The sequence below is a fragment of the Lysinibacillus sp. GbtcB16 genome, from assembly GCF_019091145.1.
GTDB classification, from domain to species: Bacteria; Bacillota; Bacilli; order Bacillales_A; family Planococcaceae; genus Lysinibacillus; species Lysinibacillus fusiformis.
On record NZ_JAGXJV010000658.1, the window covers coordinates 1 to 251 of the forward strand.

General features: G+C 33.1%; 1 pseudogene. It reads left to right on the forward strand.

The annotated features are described in order from the left end of the window. A pseudogene (locus KVT27_RS25540) lies at positions 1–251 on the forward strand (hypothetical protein); the annotation flags it as partial.

Below are 251 nucleotides of genomic sequence, written 5' to 3' on the forward strand. Positions count from 1 at the left end.
GAATCATTCCTATTAAGTTTAAAAACAAAACCATTTTTAATTTTGAGTGGTATTTCAGGTGTAGGGAAGAGTTTATTACCAAATATGATTATGGAATTATCTCAAAATGAATCGTGTAAGCCTATTGCAGTTGCTCCAAACTGGGTAGATAATACAGACATGCTGGGCTACTTTGATTTAGAAGATAACTTTATAATGGGCGATTTTACAAGAGTAGTATTAGATGCTGTTAACCATACAGCAAAGCCGTT